The sequence below is a fragment of the Gemmatimonadota bacterium genome, from assembly GCA_016719105.1.
In the GTDB taxonomy this organism is placed as follows: Bacteria; Gemmatimonadota; Gemmatimonadetes; order Gemmatimonadales; family Gemmatimonadaceae; genus SCN-70-22.
In genome coordinates, this window is the sequence record JADKAQ010000046.1 from 416,775 (window position 1) to 438,196 (window position 21,422).

Genomic DNA, 21,422 nt, shown 5'->3' on the forward strand with positions numbered 1-21,422 from the left:
GGCGCCGATCGCGCGGGAACCTATCGCAAACCGCCGCGCGGCGCGACTTTCGGTCGCATGGGACCAGCGTCGCCTGATCCGCAACCTCCGTTCGTACCGCACACGATCCCGGTGGTCGTGCTCTCGGCGAGCCGTCTCGCCGAGTCGGCGGCGTTCTACTCGCGCGTGTTCGGGTGGGACGTGCGCGCGGTCTCGGACGAGATTTCGGTGGTCTTGGCGCCGGCCGGCCCGACGATGGTCCTGCGGCGGTACGGCCCGGGCGGGGGACCGGCCGTGATCCCGTTCATCCAGGTCGACGACGCGGAGGAGGCGTTGGGGCGCGTAATCGCCGCGGGGGCGACGGTCGACCGCCTGCCGTATGAGGTCCCGATGGCGGGACGCATCACGCGGTTTGCCGACCCGTCGGGGACCGTCTACGGCCTAACGAGCGCCAATCCCCCGGGGGCCAACCCGCCCGTCCCGATGCCGATGGGAGCCAATCCGCGCCCGATGGCGGGGACGGTCTGCCACGTGGAGCTGTACTCCCGCGACTTGTCGGCGACGGCGCACTTCTTCCACGAGCAGTTCGGGTGGGAAGTGACCCCGACGACGCCGCAGTACACGGCGTTCAATCCCAACGTCGGCATCTCGGGGATCTGGCAATCGCACACCCCGGTGCCCAGCGCGCTCCCCTACATTTACGTTGCCGACGTGAACGCCACGCTTGCCGCGATCGACGCCGCCAACGGGAGGCACCACGGACACGCCGTGGCCGTCCCGGGGATGGCGACCTTCGGCTACTTCACCGATCCCTCGGGGACGGCGATGGGGTTGATGGGCGGGTGAGCCAGGCAGGCGAGCCGGGCGGGTCGTTACGGTTCGTCACGGAACCGATGAGATGCGGGCGCGGAGAAAGGCGGTATCTTGTCGGCGCGGGGCACGACCGTCCCCGTCCCCCTCACCAAGGAGCCACATGGACACCCGTGTCTTCGTCTTGGCCGCCGCCCTTGCGGTGGCAGCCCCCGTCGCCCTCAGGGCGCAAGCCGCGCCTACCGCACCCAGCTGGATGGGCGAGATGCACCGCGACGTCAACGGCGCGCAGAAGAAGATGATCGACCTCGCCAAGGCGATCCCCGAAGCCGCGTACGACTGGCGCCCCAGCGCCGGGACTCGCTCCGTGCGCGAGGTGTTCCTGCACGTCGCGTCGGACAACTACTTCATCCCGATCGGGATGGGAAAGCCGGCCCCGGAGGCGAGCGGGATCACGAGCGACATGAAGTCGGTGGGTGCGTACGAGAAGCGCAACCTGAGCAAGGAACAGATCGTCGCCGAGCTCGAAGCCTCGTATAAGCACCTGCACCAGGGGATGGCGCTCACGACCGACGCCAACGCCTCGGAGTCGATCAAGTTCTTCGGGCAGGACTGGACGCGGATGCGCGCGATGACGCTGACGGTGACGCACCTGCACGAGCACCTCGGGCAGGCGATCGCTTATGCCCGCAGCAACAACGTCGTGCCGCCCTGGAGCCAGTAGTCGACGGTCGTGTTGTCGTGAAACGCCCCCCTCGGCACCGCCGAGGGGGGCGTTTCCGTTCCACCCCCGGTTGCGGTCGGCGCTGCAGTCGGCGATCGCTGGCAGAGTGCGGCGATCCCCGCTCCCCGGCTTTTGGTGTGCCATGCGGCATCCGCCGGTCTCGCGCGAATTGGCCCCATCCGCCCGGAGGATCTGGAGCTGTTGACGGGCCAGCGGCGATGGCATCATGCGCTCGCACCCCATGATGTCCATCGCCTTCAGCTGTGCGTCGCGCACCTCCGGGCTCGCGACGCACTCGGGAGTCCCTGCATGTCCCGGCGCGCCTGTCCACGTCGTCTCGCTTCGTTGCACCTGTCGGCAGCTCGCGCCACCGCCCTGGTCGTCTCGCTGGTGTCGTCCGGCGCATGGGCGTGCCGCGCGCCGTCACCCATCGCCCCCGTCGTCAGCGGGGCGATCGACGTGCACCACGTCGCCCTCGCCCTGCGCTTCGACATCGCTGAGCGGCAGGCCGCCGGCACCGCCACGCTCACGCTCTCGCCCACGCGCGACGTCGAACGCATCACGCTCGACGGCGTGCAGCTGACGATCGAGGGCGTTCGCCTGGCCAACGGCACGCCGCTGGCGTTCACGTACGACCGGGCGGCCCACGACGACGCGCTGGCGATCACGCTCGACCGCCGTTACGCGCGCGACGAGTCGCTGACGGTCGCGATCGCCTATCGCACCACGTGGGTCAACGACTCCGACCCCAACAACCTGGGCGGGAGCGACGGGAAGGGGGTGCGCTTCTTTTCGCCGACGACCACGGAACCCCGGAAGCGGCCACAGCTCTGGTCGATGGGGATGCCCGAGGGCAACCGCTACTGGTTCCCGGCGAACGACTCACCCGACGATCACCACACAACCGACTTCTCGGCGACCGTCGCGGCACCCCTGATGGTGATCGCCACCGGCGTTCAGGAATCGACCACGAACAACGCCGACGGGACCCGGACCTTTCGCTGGCGCAGCACCACCCCGCACGCCAACCACCTCACGTCGTTCGTTATCGGCGAGTTCGTGGACGTGCCGCAGGAGGCCGACGGCGTGCCGCTGCACAGCTTTGGCTACCCCGATGAAGTCGATGCCGTCAGGGCCAGCGTCGTGCGCCTCCCCGACATGATGCGCTACTTCGTGCAGCTCACCGGCGCCCGCTACCCGTATCCGCGCTATTCGCAGGTCTTCGTGCAGGACCTCGGCTGGGGACACGGCAACGTCATGGCGTCGACGCTGACGGAGAACATGGTCGACGACGCGCCAACGCACGCCGACTACTTCTACCTGTGGGACGGGCTCGAGGCCGAGGCGCTGGCGCATCAGTGGTTTGGCGCGTGGATCACGCCACGCGACTGGCGGCACGCGTGGCTCGCGCGCGCCTTTGCCCACTATCTCGACGCGCTCTACTCGGAGCATCGCAATGGACGCAGCGAGTTTCTCCTCTGGAATCGACAGGGCGACCAGTGGACCTACTTCGCCGACTGGACGAACGGCGCGCGCTACACGGTGGTCCCAGCCGTCGGCGCCGACAGTGCCGCCGCCGAGGCGATGGGCAATGCCCCGTCCGTGCGCGGCGCCATGGTGCTGCACATGCTGCGCAAGGAACTGGGCGAGGCGCAGTGGCAGCAGCTGCTGCGGCGCTTCGTCGCGACGCACGGCGGCACATCGGTGACTACGGATGACCTGCAGCAGGCGGTCGAAGCGGTGCATGGCGCCTCGATGCAGTGGTTCTTCGACCAGTGGGTCTACGGCGCGGGCCACCCGGTCTTCGACGTCACGCAGCGCTACGATGCCAGCGCGCAGCGACTCACCCTCACCGTCAAGCAGGTGCAACGCCCCGATTCGGGCAGCAGCCGTCCGGCGCCTCTCTTCCAGGGAAACGTGGACGTGGCGATCGACGGGACCGTGCGCACCGTGCGCCTCGCCGCCCAGGGCGAGAACGTCTTCTCCTTCTTGCTGCCGGCTCGACCGCGCCTCGTGCACTTCGATGTGGAGGGGAGCTGGATCAAGGAGATGACCTTCGAGAAGTCGCTCGACGACCTGCTCTACCAGCTGGAGCACGACCGCGACGTCGTGGCGCAGCGATGGGCCATCACGCAGCTCGTCGCGCACTCTCGCGATACGACGACCTCGTCTGACGCGCGCCCCCGCATTCGCGCCGCCCTGCGCCAGGTCGTGCTCGGTCCCGCCCACTGGAGGCTTCGCCTCACCGCCCTCGCCCAGCTGCAAGCGCTGCTGACGCCACCCGACGCACGCGTGCCGCTCGTCCTCGACGACTCCACCGCGGACATGCTGCGCGCGGTGGTCGCGCGCGACAGCGCCTGGGTGCGCGCCCAGGCGTACGGCTTCATGGGGGCGACGCGCGACACGGCCTGGGTCCCGACCTATCTGGCCGCCCTCTCCGCCAGGAGCCATGTCGAGAGCTTCGCCGCCGCCACCGCGCTCGGCGCCAGCCGCAGCGCGCACGCGTACGATGCGCTCGTGGCCATGATCGGTGTACCATCCTGGAAGGGTGAGAACCGGCTCAGCGCGCTCGCGGGGCTCAAGGCGCTCGGCGATCCACGCGCCGTGGCGCCGGCCGTCGCGGCGCTCGCCGATTCCACCTCACCGCGGTGGACACTCGCCATTGCGCGATGGGATTTCCGCATCGCCGCCGCCGAGCTGCTCGCCTCGCTCGGACGGGGAGCGGACGGATATTCCATCGTGAACGCCCGGTTCGAACGCTCCCTTGCCGAAGGCGACGTGAACGACATGTTCAGCAACATGCTCCTGCTGTCCACGCTTGGTGACGCACGGGCGGGCCGCGCGATCGCCGCGCTCAGGGCACGCTTTTCCTCCGACAGCAACGCCTTGGCCGCAGTCTCCTTTTACGAGCGGACGCTCACGTCCGCAGCAGGTGCGCGATGACTCACACGCTGCGCGCGGCGCTGGCCGTGCTCCTGGTCCCGCTGGTCGGTTGCCACTCCAGCACGTCGCTCGACGAGGCGCTGCGCGAATCGGCGTTCGTTCGGAGCATCAGCTCGAGCGCCACGCTCGTCTCCGCGCCGATGACACTCCGCGCCGGCATTCCCTTCGACCTCGTCCTGCGCACCTACCCTGCCGACGGGTGCAGCGTCGTCGACCGCACCGAGCTCACGCGGAACTCGAAGGGCGAGTTCGTGATCACCCCGTACAATCGATCCGTCCTGCCGCCCAGCGGCAGCTGCGGGGTCGCCCTCCCGACCCTCGCGCACACGGTTCGGCTCACCTATGCGACCGCTGGTCGCAAGCGCCTGATCGTGCGCGGGCGCGACTTCGACAGCAAGGCGGCGGTTCAGGTGGAGGTCACGCTCGTCGTCGAGCCGTAGGGGCGCTGCCTCGCGGCTGTATCGCGGCGATGCAGTGCTGATTCGCCGCGGACCGGCGAGCGCGCGCCGCCGCCATGGAATTGTGGGCGTAAACGATTGCCCGCGAACGTCTTGCAATCAGGCAAGTGAACGGACCACGGCTTGCACCGTGCTCGACGCACAGTGTGCGTCACCCGTCCGGCTCCCCCTCTTCCACGCGGCCCCATCATGTCGATCCCTTCCCGCCTTCGCGTCGCCTCGGCGTCGCTCGCCCTCGTCGTCCTGGGCGCCTGCTCCGCCGACTCCCCGACCGCTCCCGCATCACCCGCCACGCTGGTGACGGGTCCGTCGCGACTCTTCGAGGTCGACTCGGGTTCGTTCCGGATCCTCGCCGACTACATGCAGGGGAACAACCACATCATGGAGTTCGAACTCGGCGCCGCGCTCCTCAACCAGAAGGAGTATCAGGGGTCGGTCTACATCCGTGTCTCCGTCCCGCCGGTGCCGGCCGCGACGGCCAGCAGCAGCCTGCCGTGCATCACGAGTTCGATCATGCGCACCGAAGTGCGCCCCGGTTGGACGGCGACGGTGAAGAAGCCGGGCGGATGTGACAAGGACATCGTCGTCGACTTCAGCAACGCCGCCCGTCAGCGCGCCACGTTCAAGTGGACGTACATCTTCGGGTTGTCCAAGGTCGATCACGGCGCGGTGAAGTAGGGGCGTCAGCAGCAGGGCGAGGAGCGGGGCAGGCGCGGCACCTCTCCGGCGCCGTGCCCTCGCCCCGGACCTTTCGTCGGCGGGACGAACGAGCGACCTTCGCGGGCGTCCGCGATTCCTGCGCCCTCCTCGACCGCTCCGCCTCCATGCGTCTCACGCGCCGTTGCACCGCGCTGTTCGCCGCCCTCGCCTCCTTTTCGCTCGTCGCGGGCCCAGCGTCCCCTCCGCTTTCGGCGCAGCCCCCCGCTTCGGCCTCCGCATCGGGCGCCACGGGGCGCCTCGCCCCCGCCACGGCCGCGGCGATCGATTCCCTGTACCTCCAGATGTCGCACTCCGGTGAGCCGGGGTGCGCGGCAGGGGTCTACCAGAATGGGGCGATCACCTTCGCGCGCGGGTACGGCTTCGCCAACCTCACGCACGACGTCCCGATCACCCCGACCACGCGCTTCACCACCGGCTCGGTCTCCAAGCAGTTCACCGCAGCGAGCATCGCCCTGCTCGTGCGCGCGGGGCGCCTCTCGCTCGATGACGATGTGCGCAAGTACATCCCCGAGATGAATGCCTACCCCACGCCGGTGCGCGTCCGTCACCTGGTGCACCACACCAGTGGGCTGCGCGACTTCTGGGAGCTGGTGGGACTCGCCGGAGTGCGGTACGACGATGGCTACACCTCCGACGACATGCTGGCGATGGCCGCGCGACAGAAGGGGCTCAACTTTCCCCCGGGGAGCCAGTACCGCTACAGCAACACCGGCTACCTGGCCATGGCGGTGATCGTGCAGCGCATCACCGGGCAGTCGCTGCGCCGCTTTGCCGACTCGGCGATCTTCAAGCCGTTAGGCATGCGCGAGACGCTGTTCCTCGACGACCACAACGAAATCGTCCCGGGACGCGCGATGGCCTACTCGCCGCGCGCCGGCGGGTGGCGCATCGACGTCTGGAACAACGACATCGTGGGACAGGGCGGGGTCGTGACCACGCTCGCCGACCTGCAGAAGTGGGACGAGAATTTCTACTCCGGCACGGTCGGGGGACGCGAGTTCCTCGAGCTGATGCATACCACGGAACCGCTCACCGGCGGCGCCGAGAATCGGTATGCGTTCGGGCTCACGGTGGGGACGTATCGCGGGCAGCGCCTGGTGGAGCACACCGGCTCCACCGGCGGCTACCGCGCGGCGCTCTTCCGCTTCCCCGAACTGCACACGTCGTTCGCCATGCTCTGCAACCGGAGCACGGCCAACACGACGGCGCTGGCGCTGCGCATGGCCGACGTGGTGCTGCGCGAGTCGTTAGGGGCCGCCACCGCGCGGGGGGCGACGGCTGGCGAGGAAGGGGGACGCCCGGCGGCGGCCGGCGCGGCGCGGCCGCAGGAACACGCTGCCATCATCGGACGCTACGCCAGCCCGGAGCTTGGCGGCGCGGTGTACGAGGTCGTCGCCGGCGAATCGGGGGCGTTGCAGCTGCGGCGCCCGCGCGCCGAGCCGGTACCGCTCGCTCCACTCGAGGGGGCGCTCCGCTACAGCGCGGGGGGGATGCTGACCCTGGTCTTCGACAAGCCGGTGCGCGGCAAGGCACCGGGCTTCAGGCTCGACGCCAACCGAGTGAACGACATCCGCTTCGACCGCGCGTCACCGTAGCGGCGCCCCGGCCACCAGACACGATCGCTCAGCAGCCGCTCACATGATCGCTCGCGCCCCCCCCCCCCCCGCTCATTCCCTTTTGTTGGGGGGCGGCGCGCCCCCCCCCCCCCTCCCCCCCCCCCCCCCCCCCCCCGGGGGGGGGGGGGGCGGGGGGGCGCCGCCCCCCCCTTCTCCCCCCCCGCGCGGGGGGGGGGGCGGGGGGGGGGCGGCGCGGGGCCCCGCCCCCCCCCGCCCCCCCGCCCGGCGCGCGCCCCCGCGGCGGGGGGGCGCGCGGGGGGGGGGGGGGGGGTGGGCGGGGGGGGCCCTCCCCCGAGCGGGGGGGGGCGCCGGGGGGCCCCCCCCCGGGGGGGGGGGGGGCGCCGGGGGGGGCGGGCCGCCGGGGGGGGCGGGGGGCGGGGGGGGGGGGGGCGGCCGGGGGGGGCGCCCCCCCGTCGCCCTCGACAGTACGGCCGTCGTCTTTGCGGCGACGGCCGCGGGCGAGCACGTGGTGCGAGACGCCCCCATCGTCTTCGTGGGTTACGGCATCGTTGCACCTGAGTTCGGCTGGGACGACTACGGCGACATCGACCTGCGCGGCAAGGTGGCGCTGATCCTCGACGGCGAGCCGGCGATCGTGAGCGCCCGACGGTTCGGCACCCGTGCGGAGCGGAGCCCGCACGCCATGCCCTTCCTCAAGGGAGGGCACGCGCTGGCGCACGGCGCGAGCGCGGTGGTGCTCCTTCGCTCCGGCGACGACTCGGCCCACGCCCGGCGGCGCTTGCGCCTGCAGGACGAGGGAGTGATCGGCGAGGCCCTCGATCCCGCGCCGCAGGCCCCGATCTCCTTGCACCTGTCGACCCTCGCCGCCGAGCGGCTGGCGCGCGCGAGCGGGACGACGCTCGCGGCGTGGCGTGCGCTGGCCGAGGACTCCGCGGCGGCCCCGTCGGAGCTAGCGCTGCGTCTCGACGCCCGCGTGCAGACCGACGCCGCCCCCTTCGTCAGCTACAACGTGATCGGGACGATTCCCGGGAGCGACGCGGCGCGACGCGACGAGTGCGTGGTCTACCTCGCGCATTGGGACGCCTTCGGCATCGGCCCGGCGGTGCACGGCGACTCGATCTACAACGGCGCCCTCGACGATGCGGCCGGGGTGTCACAGATGCTGCTGATCGCGCAGGCCGTGCGCGCCCTCCCGCGCGCACCGCGCCGCACGATGGTGTTCGTGGCCACCACGGCCGAGGAGCATGGGACGCGCGGGGCCAACGCGTACGCGGCCGCCTCGAGCGGACCGCCCTGGCCGTCGGAATGGACTGGCCGTGGACCTGGGGGGTGACCGACACGGTGGTGAGTAACGGCTACGGCTACTCCACCGTCGACTCGCTCGCGCGCGAGGTGGCCACGCGACACGGCAAGGCGTTGGTGGCGGGGCTTGGCGACTACTGGCTGGCCTCGGATCACGCCACGCTGGCGCTGCGCGGCGTCCCCGCCTGGTTTGGCGGACTCGATGGTGAGGTGCACGGCAAGCCGTCGGGATGGGCGGCCCAGCAGCTGGAAACGCAGGAGTCGCACGTTCCCTCGGATGAGCGCAAGCCGACCTGGGACCTGTCGGGGGCGTTGTTCGAGGTGCGCTTTCTCTTCGAGCTGGGCGTTCGCGCGGCCGAGGGACCGGGCCGCTTCGAGTGGAGCGTGGACAGCGAGTCGCGGCGCGCGGCGACGGCGTTGCGTCGCGCGACTGGCGCGCCCTAACGCGGGCCCACGGCCCCGGGCCATCTGCTGCACGCCGTTTGCCGAGCGCGGCCATGGCGATGCTGCACCGCTCACCCATTTCGCCGCACGACTCGCTGGTCACCTGCACGCACGCTGAGTATCGTGCATGGCGTTGGTGCGGGGCATCGGTGCGAGTCGCCCCCCGTCACGCGCGCGGCGTGCCTAACACGTCGCACATCTCCCTGTCGTTAGACGCCACCTCACCACTGGCCGCCGGTGCACCGGCGCCCACGCCGGCCCGGAGCCGTCGACCAATGGTGTGCTGGCCCATCGCCTCACCCTCACGCGGACCCTGGGTAGCCATGCCAGTCTCGCATCGCCGATTCCGACCATACCGTGCGTGGCCGCAGCTCGTGCGGGGACGTGTCGCCCTCATCGTCGCGGCGGTCCAGCTCACGACGCTCGCCGCCTGCGGCGAGACGACCGTCAACGAACCGCTGTCCGCCGGCACCCTGGCGACGGTCTCGGGGAATGGTCAGGTCGGCGTTGCCGGCCAGACGCTCCCCGCCCCCATCCAGGTGCGCGTCCTCGGGAGCGACGACCAGCCTCTCCCCGGGGCGACGGTGACGTTCGCCGTCACGACGGGCGGCGGCACGGTCTCGCCGGCCAGCGCGACGTCCGACGCCAACGGCCTCGCCAGCACGACCTGGACGCTGGGCAAGACGGCCGGGAACAACGTCCTCACCGTCACCGCCGGCACCGCCACCATGACGGTCGCCGCCAGCGGCACCGCCGCACGCGCGAGCACCGTGAGCGGCACCTCGGGTGACAACCAGACGACCGTGGTGAACACGGCGGTCACCCTCCCCCCCACCGTGCGCGTCAACGATGCGAACGGCAATCCGGTGGAAGGGGTCGCGGTCACCTTCGCCGTTGCGTCTGGCGGCGGACGGGTGACCGACGGCCTCCGTCGCACCAACGCGCAGGGGGTCGCCACGGTCGGCAGCTGGGTCCTTGGCCCCGCCGCCGGAACGCAGACACTGACGGCGCGCGTGGAAGAGAGCGGAGTGGCCAACAACCCGGTCCTCTTCACCGGCACGGCCACCGCAGGGGCCGCATCGCAGCTCGTCGCCCTCACCGCGACCTCGCAGGCGGCGACGGTCGGGACGGCGGTCGCGACGCTCCCCAGCGTTCGGGTGACCGATGCCGCCGGGAACCCGGTGGCGGGGACGCAGGTCACCTTCGCCATCGTCTCGGGGAACGGCCAGGTGACACCGACGGCCGTGGCGAGCAACGCGCAGGGAATCGCGACCGTCACCAGCTGGACGCTCGGCCCGGTGGCCGGCGTGCAGCAGCTGTCGGCGACGATCGCCGGCGCCCCCGCGGTGCTCTTCAGTGTCACGGCCACCGCCGGCGCTGCGGCACAGCTCAGCATCGCCGCGGGGAACAACCAGCGGGCGCAGACGACCCGCGCGGTCACCATCGCCCCGTCGGTGATCGTGCGCGACGCGTTAGGGAACCGGGTCGCCGGCGCAGTGGTGACCTTCACGGTCGCGTCGGGAGGCGGGAGCGTCGTGGGCGGGCGCCAGGTGACCGACGCCACGGGCACCGCCGAAGTGGGCGGGTGGTTCCTGGGCGACGTTCCGGGGACCAACACACTCACCGCCTCCACGCCTAACGTTGCGGCGGTGACCTTCACCGCCATCGGCGATCCGGGACGTGCGGTGTCGATGGTCGCCAACTCCGCCACGGCGCAGTCGGCAGCGGCGGGGGCCGACGTGGCCGATCCGCCGAGCGTGGTGGTCCGCGACCTCGCCGGGAATCCGGTGGCTGGCGTCGCAGTGACCTTCGCCGTGACGGCAGGAGGTGGCGCGGTGGTCGGATCGCCCGTCACCACCAACGCCAGCGGCGTGGCCACGGTGACGTCATGGACGCTGGGCTCCACCGTCGGCGCCAACACGTTGGTGGCCAGTGCGACGGGGCTCCCCAGCGTGACCTTCAGCGCCACGGCGACCGCCGGTGCGGCGGCCAGCGTGGTCGCAACCGCCGGCACCAACCAGGTCGCGCTGCAGGGGACGGCCGTCACGACACGCCCGACGGTGCGGGTGACCGACGCGCTGGGGAACGTCGTGAGCGGTGCCACGGTGACCTTTGCCGTGACCGCCGGTGGCGGGACGCTGACGGGGGTCACGCAGGTGACCGACGCCGCCGGCATCGCCACGGTGGGGAGTTGGACGTTAGGCAACCTGTCGCCCAACACGATGACGGCGACGGTGACCGGGGCGGGGATCACCGGCAACCCGGTGACCTTCACGGCGCAGGGGGTCACCACGATCGCCCTGACCAGCGTCCCCACCGGCCCCATCACGCTCGGCACCGACTTCACCATCACCGCCCAGTTGCGTGACGCGGCCGGCGCCGCGGCACCGCTCGCGGGCGTCACGCTCACCATCGCCATCGATACGGGGGGCGGCACGCTCAACGGCACGCTGACTGCCACGACCGATGCCGCCGGGGCGGCGACCTTCACCGTCAACGTCACGGGCGCCGTGGGGGCACGCACGATCATCGTCACCGGCACCGGGCTCACCTCGGCGACCACCGCTGCGATCACCTTCAATTGATGCCCTCCTCCATGAAACGTGAATCGATTCTGACGGCGCGCGCGGCGGTGGTCCTGGTCGCGGGGTTGACCGCACTGGCCTCGAGCGCTGGCGCACAGGCGCCGGTCGCGGCGCGGCGCATCGGCGAGGAGATCTGGCGGGTGACGGCGTCGACGGGGGCCTATGTCCCCCGGTCGGCGCTGATCATCGGCGCCGACGGCAAGGACACCCGCCTGGGGGTGGGGCCAAGCTTCTCCATCGACGTGCAGTACCTCATCTCCGAGTACGCGGCGGGGTATGCCAACGGGACGCTGGGATTCAACAGCATCACGTTAGGCACGGCGATCCGTCCCACCACCACCGGCCCCTCCAACCAGGTCATGTTGATGGGGGGCACGGCGGGAGTGATGCTCAGCGCCCCGCTCGGGGACAAGTTCCAGCCGACGTTGCGGCTGGGGGGCGGCTTCAAGGGCTACTCGTTCGACCTCACCGACACCGAGAACCAGTGGCGCCCGACGGCCGACATCGGAATCGGCTTTCGCGGCGTGGGGAACGGGCCGATCGAGATGAGCGCCGAGGTGCGGTACCTTCCCAGCTCCTTCGACCAGGGGAAGTTGCCGATTCGCGGGATCACGCCGCAGGCGCAGCGACAGACGGATCTCGTCTTCAGCGTCGGGGTGAGCATTCGGCCGTAGGAGCGCGACACTCCCGGTCGGCCAGGGTGCCGCCTGCGGAGTGTGGAACGGCACGGAATCGGATGCCGCAGGACGAAGGGGTCGGAGTCCTTGATCGAAATCGAGGACTGCGACCCCTTGGTACCTGGTAGACCCACGTGGTGGCGTGCGCGTGCACGATCGTGGCGCCGCCGTGCGGCGTGCTCCACATTCGGGCCGCCGCCGCGCACATGAATGCGTGCCCCCTCCCTCCCCCCGCCGCGTGACCTTCCCCCGATACCTCTCCGCGCTGACGCTCCTCGCCGCCAGCGCATGCGCCTCACCTCCTGCCGAGCAGGCCGCGCCGCCGACGCCGGCCGCGCAGTATCTCTACCTCTGGACTGCCGCCAGCGACTCGACGCAGCCCGACTTCCTGGCGGTGCTCGACGTCACCGAGGATTCGGTGCGCTATGGACGGCTGGTCACGACGCTCCCGGTCCCGGGACGCGGGAACGGGCCGCACCACACCGAGCACGAACTCGCCGCCGACGCGCAGCTCTTCGCCAACGGCTTCGCGAGCGGGCAGTCGTTCATCTTCGACTTGCGAGACGCGGCCTCGCCACGCATCGCCGGGCAATTCGGCGATGTGTCGGGCTACGCGCACCCGCATTCGTTCCTGCGGCTGCCTAACGGTAACGTCCTGGGGACCTTCCAGATGCAACACGTGGGCGGGGCGATGCTCGCCGGCGGGCTGGTGGAGATGACCACCTCCGGAACGGTGGTGCGCTCGAGCTCCGCAAATGCCCCGGGGAGCCGTGCCGACCTGCGCGTCTACAGCGCCGGCATCGTCCCGGCGCTCGACCGCATCGTGACGACGACCACCGACATGGACAAGGACACGCCCGCGTCGCGCACGTTGCAGCTGTGGCGCCTGTCGGACCTCGCGCTCCTCACGTCGTTCCAGCTCCCCGATGGGCCGGCGGGAAACGAGGGGCTGCTCTCCGCGGAACCTCGCCTGATGGCCGACGGCAAGACGCTGCTCGTCTCGACGTTCAACTGCGGGTTGTACCTCGTGGACGGCATCGACGGCAGCACCCCGTCGGCGCGCCTCGTCTCGTCGTTCCCCCAGAAGCAGGGGACGTATTGTGCGATCCCGGCGATCTCGGGGCACTACTACCTGGTGACCGTCCCCGCATGGAATGCGGTCGTGAGCCTCGACATCAGCGATCCCGCCAAGCCACGCGAGGTGAGCCGCGTGTCGCTCGGGAAGGATGACACGCCGCACTGGCTTTCGGTCTCGCCCGATCAGCGTCGCGTCGTCGTGACCGGCTACGACGGCATGCAACATCGCGTCGTCATCGCCCGCTTCGATTCCACGAGCGGACAGCTGACGCTGGACGAGCGATTCAAGGAGGAGGGGGCGACCGAGCCCGGCTTCCGCATGGACAACAAGACGTGGCCGCACGGGGGATCCACCAAGGGGGTCCCGCACGGGGCGGTGTTCAGCCGACCGTAGGGGCCAACGCCCTGAGGTCATCGTTCGTTACTGCAATCACGCCCGCAACCTGACCCCGTCCCCACCCTGCAGGAGTGCTTTGGATGTCGACGCCTGACGAGCTGCTCGAGGAGATGGAGGCCGAACTCGCGGCCGCCGACTACGGGTTGGGTGGAGCGAACCACGCCTGGCGTGGCGCCAGCGAGATCGACCGGCGCCACTTCATCTTCGCCTCGCTCGTTGCGGCGGCAGCGAGCACGCTCGGCGGCGCCTCGGCGCTCCGGGCGCAAGGGACAGCCGGTCGCGCGCAGGCGCAGCAGCCGCAGCTGCCGCCCTTTCCGCTGGGCAACGGCGAAGCGCCAGCGCTGCAGTTCCAGCCGTATCCCGGGGGGACGGGGGCGGTGCTGGAGCGGTTGGCCAGGGAGCGGGGGCGCGCCGCCTTCGATCGCGCGGAGTTCTCCGTCCCCAAGTGGTCTGGGACGATACCGTCTGCTCCAGAAGACCTCGCCTTCCTCCCGGCGCATCGCCTCTCGGCGTTGCTGCGCGCGCGCAAGGTCACGTCGGTGCAGCTGACGGAACTCTACCTGGAGCGCCTCACACGGCTGAACGGCACGCTCAACTGCGCGGTGACGATCATGGCCGAGCAGGCGCGCGCCGAGGCGCGGCGTGCCGATGCCGAGATCGCCGCGGGGAAGTGGCGCGGGCCGCTGCACGGGCTCCCGTACGGCGTGAAGGACCTCTTCTCCACCAAGGGGGTGCCGACGACGTGGGGGGCGGCCGACTTCAAGGATCGCGTCATCGACGAGGACGCGGAGATCGTCGTGCGGCTCCGCGAGGCCGGGGCGGTGCTCATCGCCAAGCTGTCGACGGGGCTCTTTGCGCAGAACGACTGGTGGTTCGGTGGGCGCACGAACAACCCGTGGAATCTCTCGCAAGGGTCGAGCGGCTCGTCGGCGGGGCCGGCGTCAGCAACGGCGGGCGGGTGCGTCGCCTTCGCCATCGGAACGGAGACGTCGGGGTCGATCGTCTCGCCGTCGATTCGCTGCGGGGTGAGTGCGCTGCGCCCCACCTTCGGGCGCGTGAGCCGGCACGGCGGGATGGTGCTGGCCTGGTCGCAGGACCGCGTCGGCCCCATCTGCCGCACGGTCGAGGACTGCGCGATGGTCTTCAACGTGTTGCACGGCGTGGACGAGAAGGACCCATCGACAGTGACGACGCCGTTCCAGTTCGATCGGGCGCTGTGCCTGGGGGCGATCCGCCTTGGTGTCGACCCGAACGCCCCCAGGGAGTTGGTCGTGGCACTGCGCGACCTGGGGATGCAGCCGAAGGAGATCGGGGCCCGCCCCACGGTGCCGGGGATGGCCGGGGGCGGGCTCGGCGTGGAGTATGCGGCCGCCTTCGATTCGTACGTGCAGCGCAAGGCCAAGGAGGTGGGGCTCGACCTCACCGCGCTCCCCGAGCGCCCGGCGACTCCGCCAGGTGCACCGCCGCCGACACCGGCACCTAACGCGCCACCTGCCAACCCGATGGCCCCCGCCGACTGGAACCCGCGCTTCGTCAACGGGCGCCTGACGAGGGGGTTCGACTTCATCCAGGCGCAGCGGCGTCGCTACGTGCTCATCTCCAGGTGGGGCGAGTTCATGCGCGACCTCGACATGTTCGTCGGCGCACCGTCGGCGGACGTCGGGGCGAACGCACAGACGGGGCATCCCTGCGTCGTCTTCCCCTACAAGTTCGACGTGCCACCGGTGCAGCAGTTCGGCCCGCGCGCGCAAGTCGATACGACGCAGAAGGCCCCGCCACTCGCACCGCAACCGATCTGCGCGACCATCGTGGGGGCGCTCTACCAGGACGATCGCATCCTCGGTGTGGCGCACCAGCTGCAGCTGAAGTCGGGGATCCACCTCAGGCGCCCCGCGCTGTGAGGCGGCGCATCGAGGGCGCACGACGCGCGACGACGTGGCTCGCGGTGCCGGCCCTGCTGGTTGGGTGCGCGAGTGGCGGGGCGACATCGTCCGCGGGGGGCGCGCCGGCTGTGGCACCGGCAGCTGCCACGGCGGGCGTTGGGGTCGAGCGAACGCTGAACGCGCAGGAAGCATCGGCGCGCATCGCGCAGCTCAAGCGCTCATTCGACTGCGTGTCGGTTGGGACTGCAGGCGACTTCGTGTGTTCGATGAAGGATGGCGTCGTGGGCTCCCTGGTGAGGAAGCGCATCGAGCCGGTGGTGACGTCACGGGGGACGCTCTTCCTGCGCAGCATCTATCGTGACCGCGACTGGATCTACCACGACCACGTGATCGTGCGCATTGGCGACGAGGAGTTGCGCACCGCCCCCTTGCCGGCGACCAGCCGCGACGTGTCGCGCCGGACGATCCAGCGCACCTCGAGCCTCGGCGAGCGCAACCGGAACCGGCGGCAGGACGACGACTACGTGTCGGAGGCGGTGTCGTATCGCGGCAACGATGGCGATGCGATCATCCGAGCCATCGTGCGTGCCGGGAGCGCGAACGTGACCATGCAGCTGGCGGGCGGCCCACGCGTCTTCGACAAGACGCTGTCGGACGACGAGAAGCGGCTCTTTCGGGAGGCGGCGGAGCTGGCGACGCTGCTGCGGGGCCAGCCGTAGCGATGGGCACGCCCGCTCCGCGCGGGGCGTCTGCGGTTTCGTCCGTGCTCTCCGTGTGCGCTCCGTGATCCTCCGCCTGGAGCTTTGACACGGAGGGGCACGGAGGATTCACGGAGGTTCGCGGGGGGCGCCCCACCCCTCGCCGAGCGCACCCGCCGATGAGAATCGCGCCCTCGTGGAGTCAGAAGAGCTGATGCATATTCGCCCCCTCTCCGGGGCCCCCTCTGACACTCTCCCCTCGCATCCCATGTCGATCCTCGCCGCCACCCCCTACCTCATCCTCAACGGCCGAGCCGACGAGGCCATCGCCCACTACCAGCACGCGCTCGGCACGACCACCACGTCACTGCAGCGATTTGGCGACAACAACCCCAACTGTCCCGAGGCACTCCGCAACAACGTCATGCATGCGGAACTCAAGGCCGGGCACGGGACACTCATGCTGAGCGATGGCCCAGGCGCCGCGCCGCCGCCCCCGGCCGGTGCGGTGAACGTGGCACTGCACATGAACGACGAGGCACAGGCGCGCCGGAGCTTCGAGATCCTCGCCGACGGCGGCACCGTCTTTCAGCCGTTGAGTGATGCGCCGTGGGGAGCGCTCTTTGGCGCCGTGATCGACCGGTACGGCGTGTCGTGGATGTTCAACTGCGAGAAGCAGCCGGCGTAGCGCGGCAGCGCAGGCACGCGCATGCAAGACGGGCGCGGCCCCTTTCGGAGGCCGCGCCCGTCCGCGTCTTCCATCGCCGCGCCGGCTACGGAATCAACCGAACGACGAAGGCGTCGAGCGATCCACCGATTCGCGTGAACGGTGCGTTGAGCAGCGGAAAGTTCGGCGAGTCGGTCTGACCGACGAGCACGAACTGATTCAGCGGTCCGAACCACGAGGCGCGCGCGACATCGTCCCCGCTTCCGCCAAAGCGTTGTGCGAACATGAGGCGCGTCGCGTCGCTGGAGAGCTTCACCGCCACCACATCCTCACCACCACCCACTCCCCCGGGAACGGTGAGTGGAATGTTGGCCGACTCGGTGGTGGCCGAGAAGAAGATGTTCCCCTGGGCGTCGGTAGACACGCCCTGGATGGCATCGGACGCGGCCCCGCCGTAGTAGCTCACCGCGAGGAACTGCCCGGTCGGCGACACCTTCCAGATCCCGACGTCGAAGGGGCCGCCGCCGTACTGGCTCTGGTACGCGCCGGGGGTGGTGGCGAGGTTGGTCGAGCTGGTGGCGACGACGACGACGGCGTTCCCCTGCGGGTCGACCGCGAGGCCGTGCGTTTCCGACGCCTCGAGTCCATTGCCGCCGATGTACGTCCCGTACAGCAGCGTCGAGCCGTCAGGGCTCAGCTTGGCGAGGAACTGGTCGCCCGCGCCGCCCAGAGTGGCGTCGGCACCGTTAGGCGTGGGGAGGTTGGTGGACGTGGTGGCGAACAGGACGAGGACGTTGCCGCTCGGGTCGACGCGAATGGCGGGCGTACCACTGTCGTCGCCAGCGCCGCCGAGGTAGGTGGCCCACAGCACCTGACTCCCGTCGGCCTTGATCTTGGCGACGACCACGTCGAACCCGGCCGCCTTGGTGCGCTGGTAGGCGTTGGTGAACCAGGCTGCCGGGAAGCCGCCCGTGTTGGTCCAGGCGACGACGTACACGTTTCCCTGCGCATCGATCGCGAGGTCGCGCGCGATGCCATCATCGCCCACCCCGAAGTAGCTGCACCAGACACGCGCCGAGCCGTTAGGCAGCAGCTTGCAGACGAAGGCGTCCTGCGGACCATAGAAATTGGAGGTGCTGCCGCCGCCGAAGGTCGTCTGGAACGCCCCCGCCGTCACCGGGAAGCCGGCCCCCGCCCGTCCGCCCACGTACACGAAACCCTGCGCGTCGGTCTCGACCGAGTAGGCGCGCTCGTAGCCGGGGCCGCCGAGGTAGGTGGACCAGAGCAGCGTGCCGCCGGGGGTGAAGGTGGAGATGAAGGCGTCGGAGGGCGGATTGAATCCGGAATCGCGAGTCTGGTCGTAGGCCCCGGCGGTCACCGGAAAGTTGGTCGACGCCGCGTTGCCGACCACGACCACGTTGCCGGAGGCGTCGACGGTGACATCGCGCGGCATGTCGCTGTCGTTGCCGCCGAGGTAGGTCATGAGATTGGGGCGATACGGCGCGTTGGAGGTCGGCGAACCGATCGTCACGTTCACCTGCCCGCTCGCCGGTGCGCTGGCCGCGGTGACGGTCGTGCCCCCAGCCTGCAGCGCGCGCAGCATGCCGTTGGCCGAGACCGAAGCGGTCTGGGCGTTGCCCACGCTCCAACTCACGGACGCATTCGGCATGACGATGCCGTTGCCGTCGCGCACCACCGCGGTGAGTTGCACCGAGTCTGGGACGATGAGCGCCACGGCACTCGGCGAGATGGTGACCGACGCCGCGACGACCACGGTGGGATTGGGGACGCCGGTGCCGTTGTCGTCGCCGCTGCAGCTGGCGGCAATGAGGGCACACAGGACGACGACGAGCGGGGGCATGAGGCGGAAGCGGTCGGGCGGCAGTAGGGGCATTCGATATCCTCGCGGTCCGGCGGCTCAAGGAGCAGCCGGCATTCGGCTTCTGCAATCTAGGGGAACCCCGTGAACCACGCGGCGTGACACGGGTCACACCTGCGGGCCGCACGCCAGGGCAGGGTGTCACCGCGTGGCCCGGGAGGGGCCGCCGCGACGGGCGACAGCAGTGCTACCCGGCAGCGCGACGAAGGTGCGCCGATGAACGACGTGACGCGCGAGGTATCCCGGAAGTTCCGGGGCCCCCGCGCGTCACGGAGAGGAGTACCGGGATTTGTGCCTACTGCACGACGAAGACGTGCGTGACCGTGTTGTTGGTCGACAGTGGGTCGGGTTGATGACCGGCGACGGTCGCGGTGTTGGCGTATGAGCCCGCCGCCCCGGCGGTGGCGGTGACGAAGACGGTCTGCTTCCCCGCCGCGGCGAGCGCGGTCAAGGGACAGCTCATCGTCGTCGCCGTCCAGCTGCACCCCGCCCCGCTCACACTCGTGATGGTGAAGCCCACCGCGCCCGACATCGCGAGCGTGCCACCGGTGATCGCCGTGGGACCGTTGTTGGTCGCCTGCACGCCGAAGGTGAACGACTGCCCGGCGAGGATCGTGGCGGGTATCTCGCGATAGGTGACGACTACGTCGGCGCTGCCGTCGTTGTCGGTGACGCTGACCGTCGGGTGGACGAGGGCGAGGGCGTTGTACGCTGCATCAGCACTGCTTGTGGTGGCGGCCAGCACATCGACCAACGGCGCCTCGACGACGGCGTCGTCAATCGCGCTGGTGGTGATGGTACGGGGTAGCACCCAGTCGGTGAGGGAAAAGACCGCTGGCGTCGCCGTCACCTGCCCCAGTGAGGCGGGGAGGTTCACCGTCACCGCCGCGGTCGGGGCCGTGCGCCCGAGACACGCCTGCAACGTATCGCTCACTCCACCCTCTGCCACGGACAGCGACGAGCGCGTGAAGTGCACCACCTCGTCAGGGTTGAAGCCCACCACGTTGTAGGTGCCCTTGGGATTGTAGGCCCGCCACTCACGCCCCGGCCCCTGCGCCCCCAGGCCCGTGACGGTGGTAAACGCGCCGCGTGGCACCACGGAGTTGTCGGTGATGCTCGGCACCACCTGGCCGCACGCGCCACCGGCGAACGTCACGAGGGTCCGGATGCTCAGCGTGCCGCCGTAGTGAATGCCCCCCGTCACGACCAGTTGGTCGTAACTCCCCGCGCTGGTTCCGCCGATATCGACAGCCAGGGTCGAAGCCGGATCGAGGGTGACGGACTTCGCCGTGATCGTCCCGAGTCCCACGCCGGGCGCCACCGTGCCACCTAACGACACGACGTTGCCGACCTGTCCCACGCCGGTGAGCGTCGCGCGATCGAGCACCAGCTCGCCGGTCATCACGCCAGAGGCGCGGGTGCGGAAGGTGGTGGTGGGACGCATCACGAGTTCGGCGCTGGCGACAGTGCGCGCGATGGTCCCCTCGTTGCTGAGCGTGCTCCCCGCGCGCGCGAATCGGAGGTCGTCCGACAGCACGATCTGTCCCGTCCCCACGTTGCGCAGGCTGTCGGTGAGGATGGTCGAGGGCTCCACAACATTGATCGTCCCGCTGTTGACCATCGGCGGGAATTCGTACGGCAACTGGCCTCCCGTGCGTCGCAGCTCGATCGTCCCCGCGTTGGTGAACAGCGCCTGCGGCACGACGAATCGGACCGAGTCGGCCGATCCACCCACGTCGAGGTGAACGCCAGCCCCGACCGAGCCCCGGATCGTCCCGTTGACCAGGGGCGCCATCTCGATCGTGCCGGCCAGCGCGAGATTCCCGAGGACGAGCGTATCGGCGATCACCTGTACCACGCTCTCGGTTGGCGCGTTGGCCTGCGCTCCCAGGGTTCCCCCGCTCCACTCGAACGCACCTTCACCCATGACCACGACTGGCGAGGCACCCGTGATGCTGCCGCCGGTTTGCCGAATGCGCCCGTGGTCGGCGATGAGGAGGCACAGGCTGTCCGACCTGATGGAGGCGCGGTTTTCGAAGACGCCACCATCGTCCGTCGCGGCTCCGCTCCTGCCACCGACGCAGGCAATGGTGCCGTCGTTGACGACGGTATCCGCGAACAGCCACGAGGCGTTGAGTGTCAGCGTCCCCTCGATCGTGATGCGATTGGAAAACAGCGAGCTCGAATCGAGCACCAGCGTACTTCCCGCCCGCAGCAGGATCCATGCGTCCCCCGAGACCCCCTGGTCGAAGAACTTCGCGGTGACGTTGCTCGAGGGGCCACCGATCTGCAGCGCAGCGGTTCCGCCACCGTCAGCGGTCAGCGAGACCTCGTACGTTCCGGGCGCGACGATGCATAACGTGTCGTCGGCGGTGATCGGGGTAGCCGGGGACCACTTGGTGCTGTCGTCGATCACCCCGGAGACCCCGGACTTCCAGTAGTGCGTGCAGTACAACGGAACGGGGAAGACGGCAGCGGATGGGGCGTCCGGCCCAATCGCCAACTTGCGCGTCGCCTCCGTCGGTACGGCGGAGCACCCCTGCGCTACCGCCCCCCACACCAGCAGGAAGACGACCATCGGATGCCGTACGCCCTGCGACAC

The 21,422-nt window shown here is 70.3% G+C and carries 16 protein-coding genes; 14 read left to right on the forward strand and 2 right to left on the reverse strand.

The window, feature by feature from the left end; all coding sequences use genetic code 11:
- Positions 1-57: 57 nt before the first annotated feature.
- The 14 genes from IPN47_25890 (at position 58) to IPN47_25955 (ending at position 16,962) form a co-directional block, all read left to right on the forward strand.
- Positions 58-825 (forward strand): VOC family protein, encoded by a 768-nt coding sequence (locus IPN47_25890; protein ID MBK9411413.1) that lies wholly within the window; start codon positions 58-60, stop codon positions 823-825.
- Positions 826-952: 127 nt separating this feature from the next.
- On the forward strand, positions 953-1,513 hold the full coding sequence (locus tag IPN47_25895; protein MBK9411414.1) for a DinB family protein: 561 nt from the start codon (positions 953-955) through the stop codon (positions 1,511-1,513).
- A gap of 345 nt (positions 1,514-1,858) precedes the next feature.
- Complete coding sequence (locus IPN47_25900; protein MBK9411415.1) at positions 1,859-4,456, forward strand: hypothetical protein; 2,598 nt, start codon at positions 1,859-1,861, stop codon at positions 4,454-4,456.
- Positions 4,453-4,896 (forward strand): hypothetical protein, encoded by a 444-nt coding sequence (locus IPN47_25905; GenBank protein ID MBK9411416.1) that lies wholly within the window; start codon positions 4,453-4,455, stop codon positions 4,894-4,896. Before IPN47_25900 ends, IPN47_25905 begins: the two co-directional genes overlap by 4 nt.
- 207 nt (positions 4,897-5,103) lie before the next feature.
- Positions 5,104-5,592 (forward strand): hypothetical protein, encoded by a 489-nt coding sequence (locus tag IPN47_25910; protein ID MBK9411417.1) that lies wholly within the window; start codon positions 5,104-5,106, stop codon positions 5,590-5,592.
- A gap of 146 nt (positions 5,593-5,738) precedes the next feature.
- On the forward strand, positions 5,739-7,229 hold the full coding sequence (locus tag IPN47_25915; GenBank protein MBK9411418.1) for a beta-lactamase family protein: 1,491 nt from the start codon (positions 5,739-5,741) through the stop codon (positions 7,227-7,229).
- A 490-nt stretch (positions 7,230-7,719) separates the two neighbouring features.
- Positions 7,720-8,544, forward strand: a complete 825-nt coding sequence (locus tag IPN47_25920; GenBank protein ID MBK9411419.1) for a M28 family peptidase — start codon at positions 7,720-7,722, stop codon at positions 8,542-8,544.
- Positions 8,517-8,957: a hypothetical protein gene (locus IPN47_25925; GenBank protein ID MBK9411420.1), complete on the forward strand. Its 441-nt coding sequence runs from the start codon at positions 8,517-8,519 to the stop codon at positions 8,955-8,957. The genes IPN47_25920 and IPN47_25925 overlap by 28 nt, the downstream gene beginning before the upstream one ends.
- Positions 8,958-9,331: 374 nt before the next feature.
- Positions 9,332-11,542 carry a hypothetical protein gene (locus IPN47_25930; protein MBK9411421.1) on the forward strand — a complete coding sequence of 737 codons (2,211 nt, stop codon included), beginning with the start codon at positions 9,332-9,334 and terminating at the stop codon, positions 11,540-11,542.
- Positions 11,543-11,553: 11 nt separating this feature from the next.
- Positions 11,554-12,216 (forward strand): hypothetical protein, encoded by a 663-nt coding sequence (locus IPN47_25935; protein MBK9411422.1) that lies wholly within the window; start codon positions 11,554-11,556, stop codon positions 12,214-12,216.
- A gap of 241 nt (positions 12,217-12,457) precedes the next feature.
- Entirely contained in the window at positions 12,458-13,690 is a 1,233-nt protein-coding gene (locus tag IPN47_25940; protein MBK9411423.1) for a hypothetical protein, read from the forward strand.
- A gap of 83 nt (positions 13,691-13,773) precedes the next feature.
- The gene (locus IPN47_25945; protein MBK9411424.1) at positions 13,774-15,594 is read left to right on the forward strand and encodes an amidase; all 1,821 of its coding nucleotides are present in this window, start codon (positions 13,774-13,776) and stop codon (positions 15,592-15,594) included.
- Between the two features lie 248 nt (positions 15,595-15,842).
- Complete coding sequence (locus tag IPN47_25950) at positions 15,843-16,295, forward strand: hypothetical protein (protein MBK9411425.1); 453 nt, start codon at positions 15,843-15,845, stop codon at positions 16,293-16,295.
- A 247-nt stretch (positions 16,296-16,542) separates the two neighbouring features.
- A complete protein-coding gene (locus IPN47_25955; GenBank protein ID MBK9411426.1) occupies positions 16,543-16,962 on the forward strand; it encodes a VOC family protein in 420 nt (139 codons plus the stop codon).
- A gap of 85 nt (positions 16,963-17,047) precedes the next feature.
- Here the strand turns inward: IPN47_25955 and IPN47_25960 are convergent, their stop codons facing one another.
- A complete protein-coding gene (locus tag IPN47_25960) occupies positions 17,048-18,835 on the reverse strand; it encodes an SBBP repeat-containing protein (GenBank protein ID MBK9411427.1) in 1,788 nt (595 codons plus the stop codon).
- A 280-nt stretch (positions 18,836-19,115) separates the two neighbouring features.
- Complete coding sequence (locus IPN47_25965) at positions 19,116-21,422, reverse strand: hypothetical protein (GenBank protein ID MBK9411428.1); 2,307 nt, start codon at positions 21,420-21,422, stop codon at positions 19,116-19,118.